This is a genomic window from Rhodococcus sp. 15-725-2-2b, assembly GCF_002259075.1.
In the GTDB taxonomy this organism is placed as follows: domain Bacteria; phylum Actinomycetota; class Actinomycetes; order Mycobacteriales; family Mycobacteriaceae; genus Rhodococcoides.
Genome location: NZ_NPFL01000020.1, coordinates 183,677 through 202,101 on the forward strand (window position 1 = coordinate 183,677; position 18,425 = coordinate 202,101).

The following is an 18,425-nucleotide window of genomic DNA, read 5'->3' on the forward strand; positions in this document are numbered from 1 at the left end:
CAGCGTCGTCAGTACCCGGGTGGAAGTTGCTCGAACATCTCTCGGGTCACCGCGACCGCGTTGTCCGAGCTGCCGCCGCGCACCACGAGGGTGGCGAAGGCGATATCGCCGCGGTAACCGACGAACCACGAGTGCGAACCGCCGTCGACCTCTGCTTCGCCGGTCTTTCCGTAGACCTCGCCCTGGTCTGCGATGCGTTCGGCCGTACCGCTGGTGACCACCGACCGCATCATCCCGCGCAATCCGTCGACCATCGCCGGTTCGATCGGCGGATGATCCCCGGTGATCACGGTGTCGCGTCCGACCAGGAGGTTCGGCACCGGCGTCGAACCGTGAGCCACCGTCGCGGCGGCCAGGGCCATACCGAACGTCGACACGACCACCCTGCCCTGACCGAAGCCGTCCTCGGTGCGCTGAACCAGTTCTTCGGCCGGTGGCACCGAACCGGAGTCGGTCGGCAATCCGACGACGTCGTAATCCGGGCCGACGCCGAATTGAGAGGCCGCGACGGTCAGCGCATCGGGTGTCATCTCGCTGGCCAGCTTGGCGAACGAGGTGTTGCACGATCGAGTGAAGGCGGTACTCATCGTCACGTCACCCAGTGAGAACTCGTTGTAGTTGGGCACACTGCGCTCACCGATCACGATGCGCCCCGGACACGGGACGGTGCTGCCCGGAGTCGCGAGTCCGCTCGCGATGGCGGCACCGGCGGTGATGATCTTGAACGTCGATCCGGGTGGGTACAGGCCGGCCGACGCCACCGGCCCGTCCCGATCGGCAGCCGGGTTCTGTGCCACCGCCAGGATGGCACCGGTGGACGGCTGGATGACCACCGTCATCGCCTGCTCGGTGCGCGCATTCACCGCTCGCTGTGCCGCGACCTGAATGTTGCGATCGAGACTGATCGAGAACGACGGCGAGGGCTCCGGCGGGGTGTCGGTGAGGACATCGATGTCGACGCCGTTGCGGTTCGTGGTCACCACGCTCCACCCCGCCTTGCCGTCGACCTCGTCGATGACGGCCTTCTTGACCTGGCCCACCAGGTCCGGCGCGAACGTGGGGTCGGTGGACACCAGATCCGATTCGTCGGACGCGGTGACTCCGGGGATCTCGGTCAGTGCGGCCGAAATCGGCTGGTAGTCACTGTCTCGAAGCAAAACCACCGGGTAGTCGCCGTCGACCGAGGTGGCGGATTCGACGATCGACTGCGCAGTGATGGACGCATCGAAAGGCGTCAGCAGCGTCGACAGCGCCGTTGCCGAGGCGACCACGTTGTTCGCATCCGCTGCATCGAATTTGATTCGGTGCACCACCCCCGGCACCAGCACGTCGGTCCCGGAGCGTTCGTTGACCCGAGCCCGCGGAGCCGCCGTGGACCGCAAGGACATCGTCTGAGTGTCGCCGAGCTTGGGATGGATGTCCGACGCCGTCCAGCGCACCACCCACTCACCTTCGCTGCGGCCCATGTTCAGCTGACCGTCGTACGTCCACACGCGATCCCTCGGCAGCTGCCACGTGTAGGTGTAGCCGACCGTGGCCGTGTCGCCGTCGACCTGTACCGACGTCGTCTCGGCGTCGAGCGCCTCGGCCTGAAGGTTGGTCCACGCCTCGGTCAGTGCCGTCGCCGCTGCGTCGGGCTTGTCGGTATCGGCAGCCGCGGCGGCGATGTCGTTGGCCTCGAACGCGGCGAGAAATGCCTGGGCGGCCGGCTCCGGGCCGTCGGGCTTGGGGGTACATCCGGTGAGGGCGGCGGCAACGACGGCTGCAACCATCGACACCGCTCCGACTCGATACCGCACTTCGGTTGCACCACGTGATCTCATTGCGCCCCATCGTAATAGGGCGCTGCCTTCGGCCGCGGCAACGAATCGCGGTTCGCCACGACCCGATCGAGCGACGTCGGAGTCAGTCGAGGAGGACCGTCGTGAAGGTCGCCACCTGGGTCAGGCCGATCTTCGCGTATGCGCGCCGGGCGACGTAGTTGAAACTGTTGACGTACAGGCTCGCGGTGCGGCCCTGGCGGACCACCGAGTTCACCACCGCTGCGGTACCGGACGCGCCGAGGCCGTGCCCGCGCCGATCGGGATGAACCCACACCCCCTGGATCTGACCCACCGTCGCCGACTGCGATCCGATCTCGGCCTTGAACACCACCCGACCGTCCTCGAATCGAGCCCACGCACGCTGCGCGGCAATGAGACTCGAGATCCGTCGCCGGTATCCACGGCCCCCGTCGTTCTGTCTCGGGTCGACGCCCACTTCCTCGATGAACATCGCCACTGCCGCACTCAGATACACGTCCAGTTCCTCGGGACGAACGAGGCGTACGTGCGGATCGGGCGTGATGGACGATCGAACCGACGTGGCCAGCAACGGCTGCTCACCGCGAACCTCACGGGCCGGGCCCCAGTCGGTCTCGAGCATCTCCCACAACGGCAATGTCAGTTCGGCTCGACCGACCAGTGACGAACACAGCCGCGGGCCGCGGCACGCGCGATCGGCGAACGAGCGCAGATCGTCGCCGGATCCGAGCAGAGGAACCAGGTTGGCACCGTAGAAACACAACGACTCGTCCGGTCCACCTCGGCTCCACATCTCACCGTGGAACGACTTCGGATCCAGCCCGGATTCCTGCACCCGAGCGGCAACCATGCAGGTGGCGACCGGGTCGGCGTCGAGCACCCGCAGGACGTGCGCAACATCCCGATTACCGAGAGGCTTCGCACCGAGGAGCTTGAGCACCTACCGACCTCCTGACCACCTACCGCATACACACCGACCGAGCGTGTACCGAATCATTCCAGAGAACCCGTTCCGCCGGTGGCAGAGCGGCAAACCGGACACCGAACCGGTCGAACCCGCTCAGCTGACGGTCACGACCGGTGCGCCACCGTCTGCAGTCTCATCCTTGTCGAATTCCTCGGCGATGCGCATTGCTTCCTCGATCAAGGTCTCGACGATCTGCGCCTCGGGCACGGTCTTGATGACCTTGCCCTTGACGAAGATCTGGCCCTTGCCGTTGCCCGACGCCACGCCGAGGTCGGCATCACGCGCCTCTCCCGGACCGTTGACGACGCAGCCCATGACGGCGACGCGCAGCGGGATCTCCATGCCCTCCAGGCCTGCGGTGACCTCGTCGGCAAGGGTGTACACGTCCACCTGTGCCCGCCCACACGACGGGCAGGAGACGATTTCGAGCTTGCGGGGACGCAGGTTGAGCGACTGCAGAATCTGGTTGCCCACCTTGATCTCCTCGGCGGGTGGTGCCGACAGGGAGACGCGGATGGTGTCGCCGATTCCCCTGGACAGCAGGGCACCGAACGCCACCGAGGATTTGATGGTGCCCTGGAACGCCGGCCCGGCCTCGGTCACGCCGAGATGCAGCGGGTAGTCACACTGTGCAGCGAGCTGCTCGTAGGCAGCGACCATGACGACCGGGTCGTTGTGCTTGACGGAGATCTTGATGTCCCCGAATCCGTGTTCCTCGAACAGGCCCGCCTCCCACAGCGCGGACTCCACGAGCGCCTCCGGCGTCGCCTTGCCGTATTTCTTCATCAGCCGAGGGTCCAGCGATCCGGCGTTGACGCCGATACGAATAGGAATGTTCGCGTCACCGGCCGCCTTCGCGACCTCCTTGACGCGGCCGTCGAATTCCTTGATGTTTCCCGGGTTGACGCGCACCGCGGCGCAACCGGCGTCGATCGCCGCGAAGATGTACTTGGGCTGGAAGTGGATGTCGGCGATCACCGGGATCTGACTCTTCCTGGCGATGATCGACAGCGCGTCCGCGTCCTCCTGTGTGGGGCATGCCACACGGACGATGTCGCAGCCGGACGCCGTCAGCTCTGCGATCTGCTGCAGCGTGGCGTTGATGTCGTGGGTCTTGGTGGTGCACATCGACTGCACCGAGATGGGGCTGTCGCTTCCCACTCCCACCGACCCGACCTGGAGCTGCCTGGTCTTTCGACGCGGCGCGAGTACTGGAACCGGCGGTGCCGGCATTCCCAATCCGACTGACACGGACACAGTGGCCTTCTTTCCTAGCTACGACTGTCGAGTCTACTTAGAACAATTGAATCGGGTTGACGATGTCCGCCGTGAGTGTCAACAAGGAGAACCCGATGAAAACGACGATCACCACGTAGGTGACCGGCATGAGCTTCATGTAGTCCACCGGCGCACCGTCGGGCAGGCCGCGACGGTTGCGGAAGATGTTGCGGATCCGCTCGTAGACGGTCACCGCGATATGGCCACCGTCGAGCGGAAGCAACGGCACGATGTTGAACGCTCCGAGGAAGAAGTTCAACGACGCGAGCAGTCCGACGAACGTCGCCCAGTTGTTCGTCTCGGCAGCCTGACCGCCGATGACGCTGGCACCGACGACGCTCATCGGAGTGTCCAGTCCACGCTCGCCGCCGAAGATCGACTCCCACAGGGCCTCCACCTTCGTCGGCAGCTCCACGAGAGCCTTACCGGTCTGGACGAAGATCTCTCCGGTGAAGGCGAACGTCTCGGGGACTGCCTCGATCGGGTTGTATCGAATGGGTGGAGGGGCGATCGTGGAGCCACTGACCCCGACCGCGCCGACCGTCGTCGACTCCTTGGCTCCGGTATCCGGGTCGGTGACGTAACGCTGCACCTCGGTCGCGGGAATCGTCAGGTCGACCGACGCTCCGTTCCGCTCGACCGTCAGATCGACCGATCCCGACGACGCCTGCACGGCCTCGACGACCTCGGACCAGTACTGCGCCGGTACACCGTTCACCGCGGTGACCACGTCGCCCGTGCGGAGCCCCGCTTGCTGAGCCGGGCTGGCTCCCGAGCACGGCGCGAGTTCCCCGTCCTCGGACTGTGTCGGCGCGATACACACGACGTCACTGACCTGAACGGTCGGCGGCGTCGCCCGATCCGGCGTGCCCCATCCGAGTACAAGGGCGTACACCAATACGATGCCGAGCACGAAGTTCATCGCGATACCGCCGACCATCACGACGATGCGCTTCCACGTCTTCTGGCGGTACATCGCCCGCTCGACCTCGTCCGGTGCGAGCTCGTCGATCGCCGTCATTCCGGCGATGTCACAGAATCCGCCGGCGGGGATCGCCTTGAGCCCGTACTCGGTCTCGCCGCGTCGGAAGGAGAAGATCTTGGGGCCGAAGCCGATGTAGTAGCGGCGGACCTTCATGCCGAGCGCTTTCGCGGTCCACATGTGTCCCGCCTCGTGCAGCGCGATCGACACACCGATGCCGACGGCGAACAGCACCACACCCAGAGCGAACAGCATGTGAGTCTAGAGGCCCTTCTGTTTCAGAAGCTCACGCGCGTGTGCGCGAGCCCAGGAATCCGCTGCGAGGACGTCGTCCACGGTAGTCGGCACCGCCGACCAGTCCCCGCCGCCGTCGTTCAGAACCGACCGCACCGTGTGTACGATCTCGGGGAATTCGATGCGACCGGACAGGAATGCGTCGGCGGCGATCTCGTTGGACGCGTTGTACACCGCAGTCATGCACCCGCCCATGATTCCGGCCTCGCGGGCCAGCTGTACGGCGGGGAAGACTCGATCGTCGAGTGGCTCGAAGTCCCAGGAGAACGCTGCAGTGAAATCGAGTGCGCGCGCGACGTCGGGCACTCGATCCGGCCATCCGAGCGCCAACCCGATCGGCAGCTTCATGTCCGGCGGGCTGGCCTGCGCGATGGTGGATCCGTCCACGAACGTGACCATCGAATGGACGATGGATTGCCGATGCACCGTGACGTCGATCTTCTCGTAGGGCACCCCGAACAGCAGATGCGCCTCGATCAGCTCGAGGCCCTTGTTGACGAGAGTTGCCGAGTTCAACGTGTTCATCGGGCCCATCGACCAGGTGGGATGAGCTGCGGCCTGAGCAGGGGTCACCGACTTCAGTTCCGCTTCGCTCCAGCCCCGGAACGGTCCACCCGATGCGGTGAGGATCAGGCGATCCACTTCGCTCCGGTGGCCACTGCGCAGGCACTGCGCCAGCGCCGAATGCTCCGAGTCCACCGGAACGATCTGACCCGGCGCGGCGGCAGCGAGTACGAGTTCGCCGCCTGCCACCAGCGATTCCTTGTTGGCCAACGCCAGCCGAGCGCCGGTCTTCAGCGCCGCCAACGTCGGTTCGAGACCGAGCGAGCCCACCAACGCGTTGAGCACCACGTCGGCCTGCGTCGACTCGACGAGCTCGGTCACCGCACCGGGCCCACTCAGCACCCCGGGGAAGTCGAGCTCGGCGGCAGCGGCGGGGTCGGCCACAGCGACACGTCGAACACCGGTCTCGGCGATCTGACGGCGAAGGAGGGCGATGTTTCCGCCGCCCGCCGCAAGACCGACGACGACGAAACGGTCGGGGTCGGCGGCGATGACGTCGAGCGCTTGGGTTCCGATCGAGCCGGTGCTCCCCAACAGCAACACACGAATCGGCTCGGCACGATCCGAGGAGGTCGTTCGCTCACGATGGTCTGGCACCGGTCCATTGTTGCCTACCGAGGCTGAGAAACCCCTATGCGTCGCCGTAGCTGGCACGCTGGAGGGCATGGACGTCTCGAAGTATCGCGCGGCATCGTTCAACTACGCCGATGTGGGGGCGACGAGCGGCAGGCTCCCGGCCGGCTACCACCACGTCGAGACGTCACGGGTCATCGGATCCGGAGTCGAGGACTTCGTGGCCGCGGCCGACGCGCTGATGCGCTGGGACATGCATCGCGGCACCGGACTGAAGGTTCACTCCAGCGTCGACCACGCCGTCCCCGACGCGGTGGTCGTCCTCGCGCTCGGACCCGTCCGCATCCCGTGCCGGGTCGTCTACGTCATCGACGAAGCCAACCGCCAGGGTTTCGCGTACGGCACACTCGACGGCCATCCCGAATCCGGTGAGGAGCTGTTCCACGTCGACTACTCCCCCGAGGACGGGACGGTCTCCGCGCACATCACCGCGTTCTCGAACCCGGGCCGCTGGTACACCAGGCTCGGCGGACCGGTGGGCAGGCGGGTCCAGGCCCTGTTCACCGACCGCTACCTGAGTGCGTTGGAAACGCAGTGTCGGTCGCCGCACTGACCCGAGACCTCGATCAGGACACGGGTGGGTGTACCGCGCGCCAGTGCTCGGCGATGTCTATTCGTTTTGCGACCCATACTTTCTCGTGGGACTGAACGTGGTCGAGGAAACGTTCGAGGGCGGCGATGCGCGCCGGCCTGCCGACCAGCCTGCAGTGCAGTCCGACCGAGAGCATCTTGGGACTGCCGTTCTCCCCCTCGGCGTAGAGCACGTCGAACGCGTCCCGCAGATGCGCGTAGAACTCGTCCCCGGTCGAGAAGCCGCCCGGCGAGGCGAACCTCATGTCGTTGGTGTCGAGGGTGTACGGCACCACCAGATGATCGACCACGTCCGAGCCGCGAGTCACCTTCTCCCAGTACGGAAGATCGTCGGCGTAGGAATCCGAGTCGTACACGAATCCGCCGTGCTCGACCACGAGCGACCGGGTGTTCGGAGAGTCACGACCGGTGTACCACCCGAGCGGGGCCGATCCGGTGAGGCCCCGGAGGATGGCCACGGCCTCGGCCATGTGCTCGCGCTCGACGTTCGCGTCGATCTGCTGGTAAGACAGCCACCGCAGTCCGTGACAGGCGATCTCGTGGCCCAGTTCGGCCAGGGCGGCAACCACTTCCGGGTTTCGTTCCATGGCCTTCGCAACGGCGAAGACCGTCAGGGGTAGGTCTCTCTTCTCGAACGCCCGCAGCACTCGCCACACGCCTGCCCTCGAGCCGTACTCGTACAGCGATTCCATGCTCATGTGGCGATTCGGAAAGGCTTGTGCCCCGATCATTTCCGACAGGAACGTCTCGGACTTGGTGTCACCGTCGAGGACGTTGTTCTCCGCACCTTCCTCGTAGTTGAGGACGAACTGGACGGCGATGTTGGCCTGACCCGGCCACTGCGCATGCGGCGGCGTGCGGCCGTACCCCACCATGTCTCGTGGGTAGCTCAGCGGAAACTGGGTCAACGGATGCGGAAGGCGCTCGGACGTCACCGCCGCAGTCTCTCACCGAACTCGGCAGTCTCGCCGAGTGAGCGCACAACCCTGATGGCTACGACGGACGGTCGTATGCCAATATTGTCCGAACGCGGCAGGCTCGACGCCTCGTGAAGAGCGACTTCGAGAATTCATGACCCGAGAGGACCGACCGGTGGCAAATACCGAACTGGAATCCGCTTCGTACGACCCGGTCGTCGATACCCGCAACGAGGTGCCGGACGTGCCGTCCGCCGAGTGGGGTTGGAGTGGTGAGTCGAACCGCGCGATGCGCGTGGCCGCCCTCGTCGTCGCCGCGTTCCTGCTGTTCATGATGATCGGAAACCACACCGGCAAGGTCGAGGACCTGTGGCTGATCGGCTTCGCTGCGACGCTGGTAGGGCTCGTCGTGCGAGATGTGATCGTCCGCCGCAAGCCCCGCTAGCAACCGATTCAGTTCTCGGCTGCCAGCTGACCGCACGCCGCGGCGATTTCCTGACCGCGGGTGTCGCGGACGGTGCACGAAACACCCTGGGCAATCACCCGTCGAACGAATTCTCGCTCCACCGGCTTAGGGCTGGCGTCCCACTCGCTGCCCGGAGTCGGATTCAGTGGGATCAGGTTCACGTGGACCCGGGATCCGAGTGCCTTGTGCAGCTTCTTTCCCAGCATGTCGGCCCGCCACGGCTGATCGTTGACGTCCCTGATCATCGCGTACTCGATGGACACCCGTCGTCCCGTCTGGTCGGCGTAATACCGCGCTGCGGACAGCACCTCGGCAACCGACCAACGGTTGTTGACGGGAACCAACGTGTCGCGGAGTTCGTCGTCGGGTGTGTGCAGCGATACCGCCAACGTCACCGACAGCCCTTCGTCGGCCAGCTTCCGAATCGCCGGTGCCAGGCCGACCGTCGACACCGTCACCGAGCGCTGCGAGAGGCCGAGCCCGTCGGGTGCAGGCGAGACGATCTTGCGCACCGCGGCGACGACCCTCTTGTAGTTGGCCAGGGGCTCGCCCATCCCCATGAAGACCACGTTCGACAGACGACCCTCCCCACCGGGGACAACACCGTCGCGCATGTCCGCGGCCGCCGACCGCACCTGGTCCACGATCTCGGCCGTCGACAGGTTCCGGGTCAGACCGGCCTGACCGGTTGCACAGAACGGGCAGGCCATTCCGCAGCCGGCCTGGCTCGAGATGCACAGCGTCGCGCGGTCCGGGTAACGCATGAGGACGCTCTCGAGCAGAGTGCCGTCGTTGGCTTTCCACAGGGTCTTGCGGGTGTCACCGTCGTCACACGCCAGATGTTTGATCGCCGTGAGCAAGGTCGGAAAGAGGTCGGCTCCGACCTTCTCTCGCGCCTCGGCGGGAAGATCCGTCATCTTCGTCGTGTCGGCTTCGAGCCGGCCGTAGTAGTGCCGAGCCAATTGATCGGCACGGAACGCAGGCAGGCCGAGTGCCTTCACGGCCTCGCGCAATCCCTCTCTGTCCAGATCGGCGAGGTGGCGCGACGGCATACCGCGACGTGGGGCGGTGAAGACCAGGGGGAGATTCGGCCTCTTCTGCTCGGTCGATGTGTTCGTTGCGTCGGCGGCCTCACTCATACCTCCATTGTCCACCTGTTTGCCTCGCAGTCCTATTCGCGCCGGTTTCCGTCCGTTATCCGATGGGTATCGAGGTCGTGGCCGGATGCGCGTGCATTCGGCCTTCACGTGCGGAAGGATCATCGACATGGCCACCAGAGCTGACGACAGTCACGAGACATCGCTGGACAAATCAGGCGCGGTTCATCCCGGCGACCACAGCGCCTCGGGTGACCTCGCGCCCATCACGACGCCGGACTCGGACGGTCGTTCGGCACCGGATCCGGAGTTCGCCCCGGAGCCCCAGGCAAGCACTTCGACCGACGTCGCTCACACCCGCACCGCTGCGCTGTGGACCGGCCTGGTGGTCGGAGCCGTTGTCCTGGTCGTTCTGCTCGTCTTCATCGTGCAGAATCTCGACTCCGTCACCGTCCAGATCTTCGCCTGGCAGCTCGATCTGCCACTGGGCATCAGCATGCTGCTGGCAGCGATCGCAGGCGCACTGGTGATGGCGATGGTCGGCGGAGCGCGAATCCTTCAGGTCAGACGCGCAGCGAAGAAGAAGTAGCGGCACGGACCGTGAACACTATGCACAGAAGGTGGCGCTGATCGACTGAATCGATCAGGATTTCGGGTGCCCCACTTCACTCGAGGAGCATGACGTGACAACTTTCATGGAGACACCCGTGGCATCCGGCGTTGCCCCCGACCGCGCACGGTCCTGGCTGCTCGTACCGGCCACCAAGCCCGAAACCTTCGGCGACGCCGTCGCGTCGGGAGTCGATGCAGTCATCCTCGACATCGAAGACGCAGTCGCTCCGGCCAAGAAGCCGGCCGCGCGCGAGGCCGTCGTTCGATGGCTCCGTGAAGGTAACTCGGCGTGGGTCCGCATCAACGACGCCACGACCTCGTACTGGGCCGACGATCTCGCCGCGTTGTCCGGCCTGCCCGGACTGGTCGGAGTCATGCTCGCGAAGACCGAGAGTGGTGGCCAGGTCGAGGCCACAGCTGCTCGCCTGGCACCCGGCACCCCGATCCTGGCACTGGTGGAGTCGGCGATGGGCCTCGAAGCCGCCACGGAGATCGCCCGCGCGGATTCGACGTTCCGACTCGCATTCGGTAGCGGGGACTTCCGCCGCGACACCGGCATGAGTGACGACCCCCTGGCGATGGCGTACCCGCGTTCGCGCCTGGTCGTCTCCTCACGCGCAGCGCGCATTCCGGGACCGATCGACGGACCGACGCTGACGGCCAACGACAGCATCCTCGGACGCGATGCCGCGCTGACCCTGTCCATGGGCATGACGGGCAAGTTGTGCATGCATTCGGAGCAGGCTGCCATCGTCAACCGCGAGCTCGCCCCGTCACCGACGGATGTGTCGTGGGCCCGTGACGTCATCGATGCCCTCGGTGCCGACGGAGCGCACGTCAAGGACGGAAGCGACCTTCCGCGTCTGGCGAAAGCACTCAAGATCAACGAGTTGGCCGAGATCTTCGGGATCTCCGCCGCTTCCTGACAACGCCCGCGGTCGAGGTGCTTCGGCCGAATCCGACCGGCTCGTTACCGCACCTCGATTCCGGTCGGCTTGTATCGGACGTGCACTCGATACCGCACGTCGAACGAGACACCGTCCACCGACTTCACCGCATCGCGCGCAACGCGTGGCCCGAACTCGATTCCCAGCACGTCGCGCAGTATGCGTCGGTTCGGAAACGTCCACCTCGTGTCGACGCGGGTGAGCGCGAAACCCTGTGCTTCGAAGAACGCCTCGACCGTCGACGGGGCGTAGTGCGGTAGATCCGCCCGCATCCAGTCCCCGTACGGCGAAGCGGTCGCGTCCAGATCCACCACGACCAACGCTCCGCCCGGCCGGAGTACTCGCATGGCGTCGACGATTCCCGGCCCACAGCCCGGTCCGAAGAAGTACGCGGTGCGCGCATGGACGACGTCCACGGTGCCGTCGCCGATCGGGAGGGAATCCGCCCGCGCGGTCTTCACCTCGACGTTCTGCAGGCCCGCGACTCGCCTTCTCGCCGCGTCGGCAAGTGGTTCGTGCGGCTCGATGCCCAGCACCCGTTCGGCGTCGGCCGCGAACACCGGAAGATGAAAGCCGCTTCCGCAACCGACGTCGACGACCGTCCTCGCTGTCCAGTCCGCTACCGACCTGATCGCATCGAACACAGCACCGTCGACGTCCTGAGCGCGATTCTCCGCCTCGTACAGGTGCGGCCAATTCCAGATGTTCGGGCTGGGAATCACCCCGGTGACATCACTGCGCACGCCGGACAGCAGTCCGCTCAGAGGAGCACGGTGAACACGAGCCATGCCACGAACGCCGAGGGCAGCAGCGAATCGAGCCTGTCCATGATGCCGCCGTGGCCGGGCAGCAGCGTGCCCATGTCCTTGATGCGAAGATCACGCTTGACCTGCGACTCGATCAGATCGCCCAACGTGCCGGTCACCACGAGCACCACACCGAGAAGGATGCCGATCAGCGAGTTGGCCTCGAGAATGAGCGTGACGGTCAGCAGACACCCGATGATGCAGAAGATGAGAGACCCGACGAGCCCTTCCCAGGACTTCTTCGGGCTGATGGCCGGTGCCATCGGGTGCTTGCCGAACAACACACCGGCGATGTAACCGCCGACATCCGAACAGACGACTCCGATCACGAACACCAGGATGCGTCCTGCCCCGTTGTCCTGCAGCACCATCAGAACGGCGAACGAGGCCAGGAGTGGCAGCCAACAGGCCACCAGGACGGTCACGGAGAGTTCTTCGAGGTAGTTCTTCGGTGCTGTGCCGAATCCTTGGCGCAGCAGCAGCCACACCATGCAGACCACGACGGTTCCGACCGCGGCACTGAGTACGCCGACCGCCCCGAACGGCCAGCCCAGCCAGATCATGGCCTGCCCGCCGAGAATCAGTGGGATGCGCGGAACCAGCACACCGCCCTCACGCAGGCGCTTGGACACCTCGTACGTCGCGACGGCCAACGCAACCGCAACGACACCGATCCACACCAGCGGGACGAACACGAGCACGAGAATCAACCCGATACCCAAACTGCCGCCGACGCCGATCGCGGCAGGCAGATTACGGCCGGCTTTCCCGGCGGACTTCGCTGCGGCGACACCGGACGAGGCAGCGGGCGTACCGCTGCCCTCCTGCCGATCCGGTCCCACCACTGTCGTCATCTCCTCGAAATTCATCGTCGTCCGTCTCGAAAAAGCAGCTGTCGAGGTCGAGTCAGACCTCCATCAGCTCGCCCTCTTTGCGCTTGACGAGTTCGTCCACGGAGGCGGTGTACTTCGCAGTGGTCTTGTCCAGATCGTTCTCGGCTCGGACGACCTCGTCCTCGCCTGCCTCGCCGTCCTTCTGGATCCGCTTGAGCTCTTCCATCGTCTTTCGGCGGACGTTGCGAATCGACACCTTTGCGTCCTCGCCCTTGCCCTTGGCCTGCTTGACGAATTCGCGGCGACGTTCTTCGGTGAGCTGCGGAACTCCGATCCGAATGAGGTTGCCGTCGTTGGTGGGATTGACGCCGAGGTCGGAGTTGCGAATAGCGGTCTCGATGGGTCCGAGCTGACTGGACTCGTACGGCTTGATGACCACCAGGCGCGCTTCGGGGACGCTGATACTGGCCAGCTGAGTGATCGGCGTCGGAGCACCGTAGTACTCGATGACGATGCGAGAGAACATTCCGGGGTTGGCACGTCCGGTGCGAATCGAGGACAGATCGTCACGCGCAACCGATACGGCCTTTTCCATCTTCTCTTCGGCATCGAAGAGAGCTTCGTCAATCACGATCTGTCCTCCATCGTCTTCGTCTTCGATTCGCTCGCGTCACCGTCGGCAACGATCACGACGTGACCAGCGTGCCGATCTTCTCACCGGACACAGCGCGAGCAATATTTCCCTGAATCAGCAAATTGAACACCAGCATCGGCATCTGATTGTCCATGCACAGACTGAAGGCCGTCGCGTCGGCAACCTTGAGTCCCTGTTCGATGGCCTCGCGATGCGTGATGGTGTCGAACATCGTCGCATCGGGATCGAGGCGCGGATCGGCCGAGTACACGCCGTCGACTGCCTTGGCCATCAACAACACCTCGGCACCGATTTCCAGGGCGCGCTGCGCAGCGGTGGTGTCGGTGGAGAAGTACGGCATGCCCATGCCGGCTCCGAAGATCACCACGCGCCCCTTCTCCAGGTGTCGTCGCGCGCGAAGCGGAAGGTACGGCTCGGCGACCTGACCCATCGTGATCGCCGTCTGTACCCTGGTGGCGACGCCCTGCTTCTCCAGAAAGTCTTGCAGCGCAAGACAATTCATGACGGTACCGAGCATGCCCATGTAGTCCGAGCGAGACCGGTCCATGCCGCGCTGCTGCAGTTCCGCACCACGGAAGAAATTGCCACCACCGATCACCACGGCGACCTGAACCCCGGTGGCCACCACCTCGGCGATCTGTTCGGCAACGTTGTTCACGACATCCGGATCGAGACCGACCTGGCCGCCTCCGAACATCTCCCCACCCAGTTTGAGCATCACGCGGCGGAACCCGGGACGGTCAGGGGCCGGATCGGTCATAGCTCTCCTCGGTACTCGTCGAACACTACGGTTTCCTCTTGGATCATCCTGCCCTATCGAGGCCCGGGCGATGGACAGGGCTCCTGCATGCACACCCACCTGCCCCGCGCACGAGCGATGCCGCCCACTCGATGGAATCGAATGAACGGCATCGCCTCGACCGAACCGGTACGCAGACTAGCTGGCACCGACCTCGAACCGTGAGAAGCGCGTGATGGTCACGCCGGCCTCGTCGAGAATGGCCTTGACGGTCTTGTTGCCGTCCTGCACCGACTTCTGCTCGGTGAGAACGACGTCCTTGAAGAATCCGTTGACGCGACCTTCGACGATCTTCGGCAGCGCCTGCTCCGGCTTGCCTTCTTCGCGAGCGGTCTCCTCGGCGATGCGACGCTCGGCGGCAACGAGATCCTCGGGGACCTCGTCGCGCGTGACGTACTTGGCCTTGAGGGCCGCGATCTGCATCGCGGCAGCACGCGCAGCATCGCCCGCGGCATCGCCGTCACCGGTGTACTCGACCAGCACGCCGACGGCAGGCGGCAGGTCCGCGCTGCGCTTGTGCAGGTACGTCGCGGTGTTGCCGTCGTAGGACACGACGCGGCGCAGTTCGAGCTTCTCGCCGATCTTGGCCGACAGCTCGTTCAGAGCCGTCTCGACGGTCTTGCCGTTCAGGTCGAGCGCCTTGAGGGCGTCGACGTCGGCAGGCTTGCCTGCTGCAGCCGTCGACGCGACGGACGCGGCGAACGTCTGGAACTCGTCGTTCTTGGCCACGAAGTCGGTTTCGGAGTTGATCTCCACGAGCACTCCACCCTCGGCGACGACGAGGCCTTCGGCGGTGTTGCGCTCGGCGCGCTTGCCGACGTCCTTGGCACCCTTGATACGCAGGTACTCGACGGCCTTGTCGTAGTCGCCGTCGTTCTCGGCGAGCGCGTTCTTGCAGTCCATCATTCCGGAGCCGGTGAGCTCACGGAGCCGCTTGACGTCGGCGGCAGTGTAGTTCGCCATCGTGGGCGAGCCTCCTCAAAAGTCTGGGTACGGGCGTTGACGAAAAATGCTGTTCTCAGGGCGTGATCGACGAGCTCGCAACTGAGCCGGACCGATCACAACCCTGACATACCGAAGCGGCCCCGGCCCACCCCTGAGGGTGAACCGGGACCGAATTCGATCAAGCCTGAGCGGCCGGTGCTTCTTCTGCAGCCGGTGCTTCTTCTGCTGCCGGTGCGTCGGCGGCCGGAGCCTCTGCTGCCGGGGCGTCCGCTGCGGGAGCGTCGGCTGCCGGTGAAGCCTGTGCGAGCTGCTCGAGCTCCCACTCGGCGAGGGGCTCGCCTGCGCCGACCTCGGTCTTGGCGTCGGACGCGGTGTTCTGACCCGCGCGGGCCTGCACACCCTCGGCCACTGCGGATGCAACGACCTTGGTCAGCAGCGCTGCGGAACGAATGGCGTCGTCGTTGCCCGGGATCGGGTAGTCGACCACGTCGGGATCGCAGTTGGTGTCGAGGATCGCGATGACCGGGATCTTCAGCTTGCGAGCCTCGCCGACGGCGATGTGCTCCTTGTTGGTGTCGACGATCCAGATGGCCGACGGAACCTTGGCCATGTCCCGGATACCACCGAGGGTGCGGTCCAGCTTGGTCATCTCACGCGTGAGCATGAGGATTTCCTTCTTGGTGCGACCCTCGAAGCCACCGGTCTGCTCCATGGCCTCGAGCTCCTTGAGGCGGAGCAGACGCTTGTGGACCGTCTGGAAGTTGGTGAGCATGCCACCGAGCCAGCGCTGGTTCACGTAGGGCATACCCACGCGAGTTGCTTCAGCGGCGATGGACTCCTGCGCCTGCTTCTTGGTACCGACGAACAGAACCGTGCCACCGTGGGCGACGGTCTCCTTGACGAACTCGTAGGCCTTGTCGATGAAGGTCAGAGTCTGCTGCAAGTCGATGATGTAGATGCCGTTGCGGTCGGTGAAGATGAATCGCTTCATCTTCGGGTTCCAGCGACGGGTCTGGTGTCCGAAGTGTGTGCCGCTGTCGAGCAGCTGCTTCATTGTTACTACAGCCATGGCTGAAGAACTCTCTTTCGATGGTGCGGTTGACGCAGAGTGTCGGTGACCTCTGCCCTGGCGGCCGCTGAAGTTGCCGGACCCGACATCACGAAGATCTCGGGACCGCCGACAACCGGTTCTCGTATCGTCGATTCTGCGCAAGGCAGACGATGCGATGGAGCGGACGCGCGAAGTCGACCCGTGCACGCACAGGCCGCAGTACGAGTGTAGACCTGCCATCGCCCCCGTCATAACCAGGCCCGTCTGTCAAGAGTTTCCGAGACCTGTGGACAAAGAAATCCCTTGTCCACAAATCTCCTCCGCGGTCGTTCGGTCGGCCCGATCCAGGAGATGGTCGACGGGTGAACGTCTGCCTCCCGCGCCGCACTTTCGCGGTGTGCCTCGCGACCGCGGTTGCACTCTCGACGCCGGTCGCATCGGCACAGCAGGGCGCATTCGCCTGGCCGCTGCAGCCGAGGCCGCAGGTCGTCACCCCCTTCGACCGCCCGGAACAGAATTGGCTGCCCGGCCATCGCGGTGTCGACCTCGCCGCACCGGAAGGCCGATCGGTACTGGCCGTCGCCGACGGCACCGTGGTGTTCGCCGGGTCGGTCGCGGGAAAGCCCGTCGTATCGGTGGATCATCCGGGCGGACTGAGATCGACGTACGAACCGGTGGTGGCCTCGGTTGCCGCCGGCGCGCGTGTTCGGCGAGGGACCGTGCTGGGTTCGTTGGCGTCGGGGCACGAGAGCTGTCCGTCGACGTGCCTGCACTGGGGCGTCAGACGTGGCCGCGAGTATCTCGATCCCACGGCGTTGGTGCGCGTGAGTCCGATCAGGTTGAAACCGCTCGACGAGGACGGCAGATGATCGTCAGCGCTGTGGGCCGGAGTGTCTGCCGGACGCCGCGGGAAAGTCGTCGGCCACCATGGCAGCGAGTTCGACGAACGCGCTTCGAGTCTGGGGACGCAACTGGTCCAGATCGACCACGGCTCCCTCTGCGAGGTGTTCGTCGAACGGAACCACCAGCACGGCGCGACAGCGCTCGAGGAAGTGCTGCTGCAACAAGTTCATGTCCACCGCCGACGAACCCGGGCGAACCGAGCTGATCACCACCACGGTGCGCTCGACCAGATGGCCGTAGCCGTGCAGCTCCAGCCAGTCCAGCGTCGCGGCAGCACTGCGAGCACCGTCGACCGCAGGCGAGCTGACCAGAACCAGCGCGTTCGCCAGTTGCAGCACCCCGTTCATCGCCGAGTGCATGATCCCGGTACCGCAATCGGTCAGGATCAGGTTGTAGTACACCTGCAGCATGTCGATGACGGCGCGGTAGTCCTGCTCGCCGAACATCTCCGACGCGGCGGGGTCACGTTCGCCGGCCAACACCTCGAGTCGACTCGGTGCCTGCGAGGTGTGCTCGCGGATGTCGGAGTAGCGACGAATGTGCGGTGCCGCGGCCAGCAGATCTCGCACGGTCGACGACGTCTGACGCGGAACTCGCTCCCCCAGAGTGCCGAAGTCGGGATTTGCGTCGACAGCGATGACGCAATCTCCGCGCAGGGACGCGAAAGTCGAGCCGAGGCCCAGCGTGGTCGTTGTCTTGCCGACACCACCCTTGAGCGAGAGGAACGCGATCCGGTAGTCGCCGAGCACCGGCTGCCGAATGCGTTCGACCTGGTTTCGGTACCGCTCTTCGGCCGTCGATTCTCCGGGGCTGATGACCCCGCCGGTGAGCCGGTGCACCCCGCGCCGCCAGCCCGAGCTCGACGCTCGCTTGGGGCGCTTGAGCAACGAATCCGCGCCCAGCTCCTGACTGTTGGGGCGGTAGGCGTTGGGCGCTCCCGACCACGGTTGCGGCGACCATCGATCGGGCTGCGTTCGCGCATCCTCGGTGTACGGCGGTGCCGGCAGATACCGGTCCGGCTGCACCGGAGGTGGCCCGGGTTCGAGCGGCACGGGAGGGTTGTACCGCGGCGGCAGGGGCTGCCGGTCGCCCGAGTCGGGCGTCTGCCACGGTGGTGGCTGCCGAGGAGTCGAGCGAGGTGCGGACATCGAATCCGACGATACGGGCCTGTCGCCGGTGTCGCGTGCGTCGTCCGACCGACCGTCGGGACTCCGTCGGTCGGCGGAAGAGCCGTTGCGGACATGCATGGACCACGTCTCCGAAGTACCTTGCGGTCGGTCGCG

The 18,425-nt window shown here is 65.3% G+C and carries 19 protein-coding genes; 5 read left to right on the top strand and 14 right to left on the bottom strand.

The window, feature by feature from the left end:
* Nucleotides 1-8: 8 nt before the first annotated feature.
* The 5 genes from CH306_RS23610 to dxr form a co-directional block, all read right to left on the bottom strand.
* A complete protein-coding gene (locus CH306_RS23610; protein ID WP_094631835.1) occupies nucleotides 9-1,772 on the bottom strand; it encodes a penicillin-binding transpeptidase domain-containing protein in 1,764 nt (587 codons plus the stop codon).
* A 133-nt stretch (nucleotides 1,773-1,905) separates the two neighbouring features.
* Complete coding sequence (locus tag CH306_RS23615; protein ID WP_045195567.1) at nucleotides 1,906-2,742, bottom strand: GNAT family N-acetyltransferase; 837 nt, start codon at nucleotides 2,740-2,742, stop codon at nucleotides 1,906-1,908.
* A 120-nt stretch (nucleotides 2,743-2,862) separates the two neighbouring features.
* Nucleotides 2,863-4,026, bottom strand: coding sequence for a flavodoxin-dependent (E)-4-hydroxy-3-methylbut-2-enyl-diphosphate synthase (gene ispG / locus CH306_RS23620; RefSeq protein WP_176459303.1), 1,164 nt, complete (start codon nucleotides 4,024-4,026; stop codon nucleotides 2,863-2,865).
* Nucleotides 4,027-4,063: 37 nt separating this feature from the next.
* A complete protein-coding gene (locus tag CH306_RS23625; RefSeq protein ID WP_094648091.1) occupies nucleotides 4,064-5,284 on the bottom strand; it encodes a M50 family metallopeptidase in 1,221 nt (406 codons plus the stop codon).
* Nucleotides 5,285-5,290: 6 nt separating this feature from the next.
* Entirely contained in the window at nucleotides 5,291-6,553 is a 1,263-nt protein-coding gene (dxr, locus tag CH306_RS23630; RefSeq protein ID WP_441344242.1) for a 1-deoxy-D-xylulose-5-phosphate reductoisomerase, read from the bottom strand.
* On the opposite strand from dxr, the gene CH306_RS23635 reads away from it, so the two are divergent.
* Nucleotides 6,552-7,073, top strand: a complete 522-nt coding sequence (locus CH306_RS23635; RefSeq protein ID WP_094648092.1) for a DUF1990 family protein — start codon at nucleotides 6,552-6,554, stop codon at nucleotides 7,071-7,073. The genes dxr and CH306_RS23635 overlap by 2 nt on opposite strands.
* Nucleotides 7,074-7,086: 13 nt before the next feature.
* Here the strand turns inward: CH306_RS23635 and puuE are convergent, their stop codons facing one another.
* Nucleotides 7,087-7,986 (bottom strand): allantoinase PuuE, encoded by a 900-nt coding sequence (gene puuE, locus CH306_RS23640; RefSeq protein ID WP_176459324.1) that lies wholly within the window; start codon nucleotides 7,984-7,986, stop codon nucleotides 7,087-7,089.
* Between the two features lie 217 nt (nucleotides 7,987-8,203).
* Between puuE and CH306_RS23645 the strand changes: the two genes are divergently transcribed.
* Nucleotides 8,204-8,473, top strand: coding sequence for a DUF2631 domain-containing protein (locus CH306_RS23645; protein ID WP_032397812.1), 270 nt, complete (start codon nucleotides 8,204-8,206; stop codon nucleotides 8,471-8,473).
* 8 nt (nucleotides 8,474-8,481) lie between these two features.
* On the opposite strand, the gene rlmN is transcribed toward CH306_RS23645, so the two are convergent.
* Nucleotides 8,482-9,633: a 23S rRNA (adenine(2503)-C(2))-methyltransferase RlmN gene (rlmN, locus tag CH306_RS23650; protein ID WP_045195572.1), complete on the bottom strand. Its 1,152-nt coding sequence runs from the start codon at nucleotides 9,631-9,633 to the stop codon at nucleotides 8,482-8,484.
* Nucleotides 9,634-9,760: 127 nt separating this feature from the next.
* Here rlmN and CH306_RS23655 point away from each other — a divergent pair, with 127 nt between their 5' ends.
* Both CH306_RS23655 and CH306_RS23660 read left to right on the top strand, forming a co-directional pair.
* The gene (locus CH306_RS23655; protein ID WP_032398357.1) at nucleotides 9,761-10,180 is read left to right on the top strand and encodes a LapA family protein; all 420 of its coding nucleotides are present in this window, start codon (nucleotides 9,761-9,763) and stop codon (nucleotides 10,178-10,180) included.
* 106 nt (nucleotides 10,181-10,286) lie between these two features.
* A complete protein-coding gene (locus tag CH306_RS23660) occupies nucleotides 10,287-11,129 on the top strand; it encodes an HpcH/HpaI aldolase/citrate lyase family protein (protein WP_094648093.1) in 843 nt (280 codons plus the stop codon).
* A 44-nt stretch (nucleotides 11,130-11,173) separates the two neighbouring features.
* Here CH306_RS23660 and CH306_RS23665 read toward each other — a convergent pair whose 3' ends face one another.
* The 6 genes from CH306_RS23665 to rpsB form a co-directional block, all read right to left on the bottom strand.
* Nucleotides 11,174-11,872 (bottom strand): class I SAM-dependent methyltransferase, encoded by a 699-nt coding sequence (locus CH306_RS23665; protein WP_032398356.1) that lies wholly within the window; start codon nucleotides 11,870-11,872, stop codon nucleotides 11,174-11,176.
* Between the two features lie 38 nt (nucleotides 11,873-11,910).
* Nucleotides 11,911-12,825 (bottom strand): phosphatidate cytidylyltransferase, encoded by a 915-nt coding sequence (locus CH306_RS23670; RefSeq protein WP_032397810.1) that lies wholly within the window; start codon nucleotides 12,823-12,825, stop codon nucleotides 11,911-11,913.
* Between the two features lie 37 nt (nucleotides 12,826-12,862).
* Complete coding sequence (gene frr, locus CH306_RS23675; protein ID WP_032397809.1) at nucleotides 12,863-13,420, bottom strand: ribosome recycling factor; 558 nt, start codon at nucleotides 13,418-13,420, stop codon at nucleotides 12,863-12,865.
* 55 nt (nucleotides 13,421-13,475) lie between these two features.
* Nucleotides 13,476-14,204, bottom strand: coding sequence for a UMP kinase (pyrH, locus tag CH306_RS23680; protein WP_032397808.1), 729 nt, complete (start codon nucleotides 14,202-14,204; stop codon nucleotides 13,476-13,478).
* Nucleotides 14,205-14,381: 177 nt separating this feature from the next.
* Nucleotides 14,382-15,206, bottom strand: coding sequence for a translation elongation factor Ts (tsf, locus tag CH306_RS23685; protein WP_032397807.1), 825 nt, complete (start codon nucleotides 15,204-15,206; stop codon nucleotides 14,382-14,384).
* 160 nt (nucleotides 15,207-15,366) lie between these two features.
* On the bottom strand, nucleotides 15,367-16,257 hold the full coding sequence (gene rpsB / locus CH306_RS23690) for a 30S ribosomal protein S2 (protein WP_094648094.1): 891 nt from the start codon (nucleotides 16,255-16,257) through the stop codon (nucleotides 15,367-15,369).
* Nucleotides 16,258-16,601: 344 nt separating this feature from the next.
* On the opposite strand from rpsB, the gene CH306_RS23695 reads away from it, so the two are divergent.
* On the top strand, nucleotides 16,602-17,108 hold the full coding sequence (locus tag CH306_RS23695) for a M23 family metallopeptidase (protein WP_094631784.1): 507 nt from the start codon (nucleotides 16,602-16,604) through the stop codon (nucleotides 17,106-17,108).
* Nucleotides 17,109-17,111: 3 nt separating this feature from the next.
* Here the strand turns inward: CH306_RS23695 and CH306_RS23700 are convergent, their stop codons facing one another.
* On the bottom strand, nucleotides 17,112-18,290 hold the full coding sequence (locus CH306_RS23700) for a MinD/ParA family ATP-binding protein (RefSeq protein WP_306436634.1): 1,179 nt from the start codon (nucleotides 18,288-18,290) through the stop codon (nucleotides 17,112-17,114).
* Nucleotides 18,291-18,425 lie beyond the last annotated feature (135 nt).